At 71.6% G+C, this 7,175-nt stretch carries 6 protein-coding genes; 2 read left to right on the forward strand and 4 right to left on the reverse strand.

Going from position 1 to position 7,175, the window contains the following annotated elements; genetic code table 11:
- Positions 1–21 precede the first annotated feature (21 nt).
- Both ACWEQO_RS29235 and ACWEQO_RS29240 read right to left on the reverse strand, forming a co-directional pair.
- The gene (locus tag ACWEQO_RS29235) at positions 22–1,431 is read right to left on the reverse strand and encodes a glutamate decarboxylase (RefSeq protein WP_452985828.1); all 1,410 of its coding nucleotides are present in this window, start codon (positions 1,429–1,431) and stop codon (positions 22–24) included.
- Between the two features lie 34 nt (positions 1,432–1,465).
- Positions 1,466–2,752 carry an ion channel protein gene (locus ACWEQO_RS29240; protein ID WP_452985829.1) on the reverse strand — a complete coding sequence of 429 codons (1,287 nt, stop codon included), beginning with the start codon at positions 2,750–2,752 and terminating at the stop codon, positions 1,466–1,468.
- 148 nt (positions 2,753–2,900) lie between these two features.
- Between ACWEQO_RS29240 and ACWEQO_RS29245 the strand changes: the two genes are divergently transcribed.
- Entirely contained in the window at positions 2,901–3,671 is a 771-nt protein-coding gene (locus tag ACWEQO_RS29245) for a MerR family transcriptional regulator (RefSeq protein ID WP_361459582.1), read from the forward strand.
- A 56-nt stretch (positions 3,672–3,727) separates the two neighbouring features.
- Here the strand turns inward: ACWEQO_RS29245 and ACWEQO_RS29250 are convergent, their stop codons facing one another.
- Positions 3,728–4,093, reverse strand: coding sequence for a YbjQ family protein (locus ACWEQO_RS29250; protein ID WP_361459581.1), 366 nt, complete (start codon positions 4,091–4,093; stop codon positions 3,728–3,730).
- A gap of 137 nt (positions 4,094–4,230) precedes the next feature.
- Here ACWEQO_RS29250 and ACWEQO_RS29255 point away from each other — a divergent pair, with 137 nt between their 5' ends.
- Positions 4,231–5,223 (forward strand): VTT domain-containing protein, encoded by a 993-nt coding sequence (locus ACWEQO_RS29255; RefSeq protein WP_452985830.1) that lies wholly within the window; start codon positions 4,231–4,233, stop codon positions 5,221–5,223.
- A 72-nt stretch (positions 5,224–5,295) separates the two neighbouring features.
- On the opposite strand, the gene ACWEQO_RS29260 is transcribed toward ACWEQO_RS29255, so the two are convergent.
- Complete coding sequence (locus tag ACWEQO_RS29260) at positions 5,296–6,990, reverse strand: threonine/serine exporter family protein (protein ID WP_361459634.1); 1,695 nt, start codon at positions 6,988–6,990, stop codon at positions 5,296–5,298.
- Positions 6,991–7,175 lie beyond the last annotated feature (185 nt).

Below are 7,175 nucleotides of genomic sequence, written 5' to 3' on the forward strand. Positions count from 1 at the left end.
GCTGGGAAGGGTGCGGACCTGTCAGTGGTGGAAGCCGGTGGCCGCGCTCTTGTCGTGGGTGAGGGGGTGCGGCTGCCGGCGCAGGTCCGGGAGGATGCGGGTCAGGTCCTGGGCGAACAGGTCGGCGAGGTCCTCGGAGAAGCCGTTGCGGCACACCACCCGCAGCACCGACAGGTCCTGACGGTTCGCCGGGAAGGTGTACGCGGGCACCAGCCAGCCGTTCTCCCGCATCCGCCGGGCCACGTCGAAGACGTCGAACGCCGTCACCTCCGGCGCGGTCGTGAACGCGAACACCGGCAGCTCGTCGCCCCGGGTCAGCAGCCGGAAGTCGCCGAGTGCCCCGATCCGTCCGGCGAGGCCGGTGGCCACGTCCCGGGCGGCCTGCTGCACGGCCCGGTAGCCGTCGCGGCCCAGCCGCAGGAAGGTGTAGTACTGCGCCACGACCTGGGCGCCCGGCCGGGAGAAGTTCAGCGCGAACGTCGGCATGTCGCCGCCCAGGTAGTTCACCCGGAAGACCAGTTCCTCGGGCAGGGCGTCCGCGTCCCGCCAGAGCGCCCAGCCGACGCCCGGGTAGACCAGCCCGTACTTGTGTCCCGAGGTGTTGATCGACGCCACGCGCGGGAGGCGGAAGTCCCACACCAGGTCCTCGTCGAGGAAGGGCGCGACCATCGCGCCGGACGCCCCGTCGACGTGCACCGGGACGTCGAGGCCGGTGCGCTCCTGGAGCTCGTCCAGCGCCGCGCACAGGTCCGCGATCGGCTCGTAGGACCCGTCGAAGGTGGAGCCCAGGACGCCGACGACGCCGATGGTGTTCTCGTCGCACAGTTCGGCGGCGGCCCGCGGGTCGAGGTGGAACCGGTCGCCCTCCATGGGCACCTGGCGGGCCTCCACCTCCCAGAAGGTGCAGAACTTGTCCCAGCAGACCTGGACGTTGACGCCCATGACGAGGTTCGGCCGGGCGTCCTTCGACGGGTACCGGTCGGCGTTGTCCCGCGCCCAGCGGCGTTTGAGCGCCATTCCGGCGAGCATGCACGCCTCGCTCGAGCCGGTCGTCGAACAGCCCACGGCGGCCGCCGGGTCGGGCGCGTGCCACAGGTTCGCGAGCATCGACACGCACCGCCGCTCCAGTTCGGCGGTGCGCGGGTACTCGTCCTTGTCGATCATGTTCTTGTCCCGGCACTCCGCCATCAGGGCGCCGGCCTCCGGCTCCATCCAGGTGGTGACGAAGGTGGCCAGGTTCAGCCGTGCGTTGCCGTCCAGCATCAGCTCGTCGTGCACCAGCTGGTACGCCGTCGAGGGCGCCATCGGCGTGTCGGGCATCCGGTGCTTGGGCGGCGCCTCGGTCATGTCCCCCACGGGGTTCGCCGCCCCCAGGAACGGGTTGACGGACAAGGGGCGCTCGTCGCGCCGGGGGGTGTCGTGCAGCGGCATGGGTGTCTCCAGGGGTGGTGGGGAGGGGGAGGGGTCATCGGACGGAGGTTCCGTCCGGTCGCAGTTGCATCTGCGGGCGTCCCGTCACCAGCAGCCAGGCCGGGAGCGAGGCGATGCACAGGAGGGCGAGGATGCCCGGCGAGACGACCAGGAAGGCGGCGACGAACAGGCTCACCCAGCCCTGACGGGTGATGGCCAGCAGAACCCCCAGCACCCCCGCCGACACGCCGACCGCCGGATGCACACCGGGTACCAGGGCGTGGGCGCACAGCCCGAGCGCGGTGCCGACGAACACGGCCGGGAAGACCCGCCCGCCCCGGAACCCGCAGGACGTGGCGACGAGCAGGGCGGCCAGCTTCAGCACCGCCATCGTGGCGAACTGGCCCGCCGACCAGCCCTCGGGGTCGGCCGCCAGCTCCGCCATCTCGTGGAGCCCCTTGAACAGCGTCAGATGCCCGCCCAGGGCCGCCAGCGCGCCCAGCACCACCCCACCGGCCGGAAGCATCAGCATCGGGTGCCGCAGCCGTCGGAACGCCCCGTGGACGTACGGGAGGGCGTGGACGGCGCACATGCCGAGCAGCGCGCCCACCGAGGCGACGGCGAGCGACGACAGCAGGTCCGCCCAGCCGGGCCGGCCGAACGGCGGCAGGTGCAGGTCGAAGCTCGGCCGCGACACCAGGGAGACGGTGAGCGCACCGGCCCCCGCGGCGACCAGCGGCGCGAAGAGACTGTCCCAGAGCTGCCCCTTGGTCCGCCGGCCCGCCAGCGCCTCGGAGATGACGAGCGCCGCGGCCACCGGCGTACCGAAGAGAGCGCCGATCGTCGCCGCCTCCGCCAACGCCACCCAGCCGTGCTCCTGGGTCCGGGGGAACGCCCTGGTGCCCAGCAGGACCGCCAGGGAGACGTTCACGGCGATGATCGGGTTCTCGGGCCCCAGGCTCGGCCCGCCGGCCAGCATCAGGGCGGTGGCCAGCAGCAGCCCCGGCAGCACCGCGAGCGGCAGCACGGGGGCATCGAGGCCGGTGGTCGCCGGATCGGGGCCGGCGTGGCCCGGCGCCTTCCACACCACCAGACCGACCGCGACCCCGGTGGCGACGAGCACCACGAACATCCACAGCACGGAGTACCCGCCGACCCCGAGCGCGTCCGGCAGGCTCTGCCACAGCACGTCCTGGAGTGCCTCGGCCGCCCGGCTCACGCCCACCAGCAACAGGCTCGCCGCCACCCCCACGACCAGCGCGGGAACGACGGTCGGCAGCAGGTCGCGTGCCCGGGTCGCCGGGGCGGCGGGGGGCTCCTGCTGTGCGCTGTCCTGGGCCACGCGCACACGATAGACGGACCTGGCCGACAAATCATGGCGAAAGGTGCAAAGCGGGCAAAGTGGTTGTGGTGTCAAGTCCGGGAAACCGGCTTGCACCTCACGTGGCGTGAGGTCCCAGGGTGGAGTGCGTACCGAGAAGGGAGCGGAAGTGAGCTACTCCGTGGGACAGGTCGCCGGTTTCGCCGGGATCACGGTGCGTGCCCTGCACCACTACGACGACATCGGCCTGCTCGCCCCGAGCGAGCGCAACCGCGCGGGGCACCGGCGCTACAGCGACGCCGACCTCGACCGGCTGCAGCAGATCCTGTTCTACCGGGAGCTCGGCTTTCCGCTCGACGAGGTCGCCGCCCTGCTCGACGATCAGGCCACCGGAAAGGCGGACCCGCGCGTGCACCTGCGCCGGCAGCACGACCTGCTGACCGCCCGGATCGAGAGGCTGCGGAAGATGGCGGCGGCCGTGGAACACGCCATGGAGGCACACCACATGGGCATCGATCTCACGCCCGAGGAGAAGTTCGAGGTGTTCGGGGACTTCGACCCGGACCAGTACGAGGACGAGGTGCGGGAGCGCTGGGGCGGCACCGACGCCTACCGGCAGTCCCGGCAGCGGACCGCGTCCTACACCAAGGACGACTGGAAACGCGTCACCGAGGAGTTCGACGCCCTCCACCGGCGCATGGCCGACCTGATGTCGGCCGGGGTGCCGGCCGACGCCGAGGAGGCGATGGACACGGCGGAGGAACACCGGCGGTTCATCACCCGCGCGTACTACGACTGCGGGCACGAGATGCACACCTGCCTGGGCGAGATGTACGTCGCCGACCCGCGCTTCACCCGGACGTACGAGGACATCCGGCCCGGTCTGGCGGCCTACCTGCGCGACGCGATCGTCGCGAACGCGGCCCGGCACGGCGGCTGATCCCGTACGGGTCCGGTGCACCGCCCCCGCCGGGGCGCGGGCGGTGCACCGCGCGGTCACTCGCGGACGAGCACCACCGCGGTGCCGTACGCGCACACCTCGGTGCCCACGTCCGAAGCGTCCGTGACGTCGAAACGGAACGCCAGCACGCCGTTGGCGCCCCGTGCGCGTGCCTGCTCGATCAGGCGCTCCATGGCCTGGTTGCGGGTCTCGACCAGCGTCTTGGTCAGCCCCCTCAGTTCGCCGCCGACCATCGACTTCAGGCTTGCGCCGATCTGGCTGCCGAGGTGCCGTGACCTCACGGTCAGCCCGAAGACCTCGCCGACGACCTCCTGCACCCGGTAGCCCGGGACGTCGTTCGTCGTGACCACCAGGACGTCGGGCCCGGGGCCCTGCCCACCGCCGTACTCTTCGATGCCCATGGCCCCCAGCTTCGCCGGGGGGAAGGCACGGTGCAATCCTGGGTACGCCCCGTGGAACCCGGGCCGGTACGGCTGCGTTGATAAGTTTTGGCAGCCAGCCTCGCCCGTCCCCCTCAAGCAGCAGGAGCCACAATCCCGTGACCACCCTTGCGCTCGGCCCCGAGTGGCTGAGCCCGGACTATCTGATCGAGACCTTCAGCCTTCCCGGCATCCTGCTGATCGTCTTCGCCGAGTCCGGATTCTTCGCGTTCCTGCCCGGTGACTCCCTGCTGTTCACGGCGGGCCTCTTCGTGGCGGAGGGAAGCTACATCAGCCAGCCGCTGTGGCTGGTGTGCACGCTGATAGTGATCGCCGCCGTCCTGGGCGACCAGGTCGGCTACATGATCGGGAAGTTCTTCGGGCCCAAGCTCTTCAGCCGCCCCAACTCCAAGCTCTTCAAACAGGAGAACCTGGAGAAGGCCCACGAGTTCATGGAGAAGTACGGTCCCAAGGCGATCGTCCTGGCCCGCTTCGTGCCGATCGTGCGCACCTTCGCCCCCATCACGGCCGGCGCCGGCCGGATGAAGTACCGCACGTTCCTCACGTACAACGTCATCGGCGGCGTCGCCTGGGGCATGGGCATCACGGTCGCCGGCTACTGGCTGGGCCAGATCTCCTTCATCAAGAACAACGTCGAGTCGATCCTCATCCTGATCGTCTTCCTCTCGGTGGTCCCGATCATCGTCGAGTACCTGCGGGAGCGCGGCAAGAAGAAGCGCGCCGCCGCCGAGGGCCCGGACGCCCCGCAGCACGACCAGTACGACCAGTACGACCAGCAGACTCCGTACGCCCAGCAGACCCCGTACGCCCAGCCGCCGGTCATGGACGACGCCACGACCCAGCTGCGCCGCATCACCCCGGACGGTCAGCCGCCGCAGCGGGACCGGCAGCCCCAGCAGCCCTACGGCAACCAGGGCTACCCGCAGCAGCAGAGCCCCCAGCCCCAGAGCCCCCAGCCGCCGTACGGCAACGGCCAGGGCGGCTACGACCCGTACTTCGACCCGCGGCACCCTCAGGGCCAGGGTCAGGGGTACCCCCAGGGCCACGGCCCGGACCAGAACCGGCAGCAGCCCTACAACCAGGGCTACTGAGCCGCACCGCCGAACGAGTAAGCCGAGCAGTACCGCCGGATGCCCGGGTCCCGAGGACCCGGGCATCCGGCGTCAGAAGCCGCGGGTGCGCTTCGCCGCCCTGCGCTTCTCGGCGGAGCCGATCCGCAGGAACAGCCGGGAGATCTCCGAACCGAGGTTCACCCCGATCGCGATGGCCAGGGCGAGCGCCACGGCCTTCGAGAGGGAGACCAGCCCCGCGTCCACCCTGTTCTGAGCGATCGCCAGCAGACCGAAGTACGTGGCGGAACCGGGCAGCAGGGGGCCGATGGCCGCCGTGGTGTAGGGCAGCGCCGAAACGAACCGGTACCGGGCCAGCAACTGCCCGAACAGCCCCACGAGCCCCGCCGCCACGGCCGTGGAGGCCACCGGTGAGATGCCGCCCACGTTGTTCATCGCGCCGTACACCACCCAGGCGACCCCGCCGTTGAGGGTGACCATCAGCACCGTGGACCGCTCCTGCTGGAGCAGCACCGCGAAGGCCAGCGACAGCCCGAGCGAGGCGGCGATCTGCCACACCGGCCGCTCGGTGAGGACGAGCGCCGCGTCGGGGCTCAGCTGGGCGCCCAGCTGCACCCCGAAGTAGAGCACCACCAGCACGCCGGTCACGATGCCCACGAAGAAGTACAGGACCTCCAGGAGCCGCGCGGAGGCGGTGATGTAGAAGCCGGTCAGACCGTCCTGCACCCCCGCGACGAGGGCCCGTCCGGGCAGCAGGGCGAACAGCCCGCCCGTGATCACCGCCGAGGCCCTCACGTCCGCGTGGGCCAGCGTCAGCGCCACACCGATCGCGGCCGGCGGCATCGCGGCCGCCGTGAACTGGTAGAACTCCGGCAGCCCGCGCCCGGCGAACAGCCAGGCCAGCCGGTCGCCGAGCATCGCGCCGCCCGCGGCGGCGACGAACACCAGGAACCCGCCGCCCACCAGCATCGAGGCCGAGCCCGCCAGCAGCCCGCTCGCCGCGTTCAGCACCCAGACCGGGTAGGGGTGCCGGTTGCGGCGTATCTCCGCGAGGCGCCGGTAGGACTCCTCCAGGGAGATGTGCGTCTCGTCGTCGCTGAGGTCGTCCACCAGCTGGTACACGGCCGCGAGGCGGGTGTAGTCGGTGCCGCGGCGGCGCACCGTGCGCGACGCGGTCACCGGGTCGTCCACCAGGGACGGCTGGTGGGAGATCGACAGCAGCGTGAAGGTGACGTTCGGTTCGCAGCGGTCCAGGCCGTAGGAGCGGCAGACGGCGAACATCGCCGCCTCCACGTCCTCCGCGCCCTCCCCGCCCGCCAGCAGCAACTCCCCGATACGCAGCGTCAGGTCGAGCACGCGCGGCACGGCCGGCCCCGCCTCGTCGTGCCGGTGCACCTGCTCCGGCGCCGGCCGCTCGGTCACCGGCATGCGCAGCATCGTGCGCATCCGGTCCTGCCAGGGCACGTCCCGGTGCAGGGCGACGGACGGGATCCCGCCGGGCGGGGTGAACGCCGTCGGCCCCCGCTGGGCGCTGTACGTGCTCGGCGGGTTGAACGCCGACCCCTCCGCCTCGGTCGGCTGCGGGGCGGTGTCCAGCCCTTCCGGGAGGACGAACTCGGAGGTCGTCTCGGACTCCGTGCCGACCGGGGAGACCTCCAGTCCCTCCGGAACGGCGAACTCCGAGGTCGTCGCCGACTCCGCATCGACCGGAGCCGTCAGCCCGACGGGGGCGCTGAACGCGCTCCTCGCCTCGTCCGACTGCGGCTTGCGCTCCTCCGTGTCCCTCACCTGCGTTGCGCTCCCTGTACGACGCTGTCCGTGAACCTTCCTTCCCCCGTGGGACCCGATTGCCCGGGCCCCCCGGGCCAGTATGCGCACGGAGACGCGCGACGGGGCGCACGCGTCCGCGTGCGCCACGTCGCCTCTCGCGTGCCGAGCGTGCATCGGACCTGATCGCCGCATGCGAGAACGAC

The sequence above is a fragment of the Streptomyces sp. NPDC004051 genome (genome assembly GCF_053604275.1).